The organism is Paenibacillus pseudetheri (assembly GCF_924513355.1).
In the GTDB taxonomy this organism is placed as follows: Bacteria; Bacillota; Bacilli; order Paenibacillales; family Paenibacillaceae; genus Paenibacillus_AQ; species Paenibacillus_AQ pseudetheri.
Window position 1 is genome coordinate 1 of sequence record NZ_CAKMAB010000097.1, and the last position, 822, is coordinate 822.

At 42.7% G+C, this 822-nt stretch carries 1 protein-coding gene; it reads right to left on the reverse strand.

All coding sequences use genetic code 11. The annotated features are described in order from the left end of the window. The coding region (locus L1028_RS31035; RefSeq protein WP_234541966.1) for a 5'-nucleotidase C-terminal domain-containing protein at positions 1 to 822 on the reverse strand (822 nt) is incomplete at both ends.

Genomic DNA, 822 nt, shown 5'->3' on the forward strand with positions numbered 1-822 from the left:
TATCATCCGCAGAGAAATTCACATTGGATGAGACAAAAGGGAATTTAGCGTTACCGATGAATTTAGAAAGAACTTCAGGTTCTTTTTCATGTTTATCAAATTCATGGTTTCCGAAAGTCATGGCATCATAACCAACCAAATTCATGAATCTGAGGTCTGCTTGACCCAGATACTTGTTGAAGTAAAGAGTCCCAGAAAATACATCACCCGCATCGAGAAGAATAGGGTTTTCTGTAGCTGCTTTAGCGTTTTTGATTGCCGTTACACGGCGCAAGATGTTATTTGGTGAGCTTACCGTATCTAGTCCTGCATGCGTATCGTTGGTGTGCAGAACCGTTAATGGGAAGTCTTCAGTTATCTCTGGCAGTGGTGCACCTTTCAGATCCACAATACGGCCCTCAACAGCGGAAGTTTTCGCAGTGACAGTTTTAACCTCATTAAGATACTTCGTAAATACATCAAAGTCCGGTAGGTACAGCAGATTCACACGGCCTTCTTTGTAGGCCTTCTCAAGGGAAGTATAGAAATCTCCACCTTTAGCTGTGAAAGCATTAGTGGCTACTACATAGGATGCATTCATATTTAGAGGAATGTATTTGTTCCCGTTCTTCACTTCAATGCGCAATACGCGTTCGTTCACAGGCTTCGTAGAGTCATAATAGAATTTCAACCCTGCAACATGTGGGAAACGTCCGTCTGCTGTTGGAGTTTTGGAAACCCCATTCTCCATCGCGTCCTTAATTTCTTGTCCGGTTAAAGTGATCGTAACCAGATCATTGTTGAATGGAAGTACTCCGAGTACTTCACCTTGTGTAATCGGTC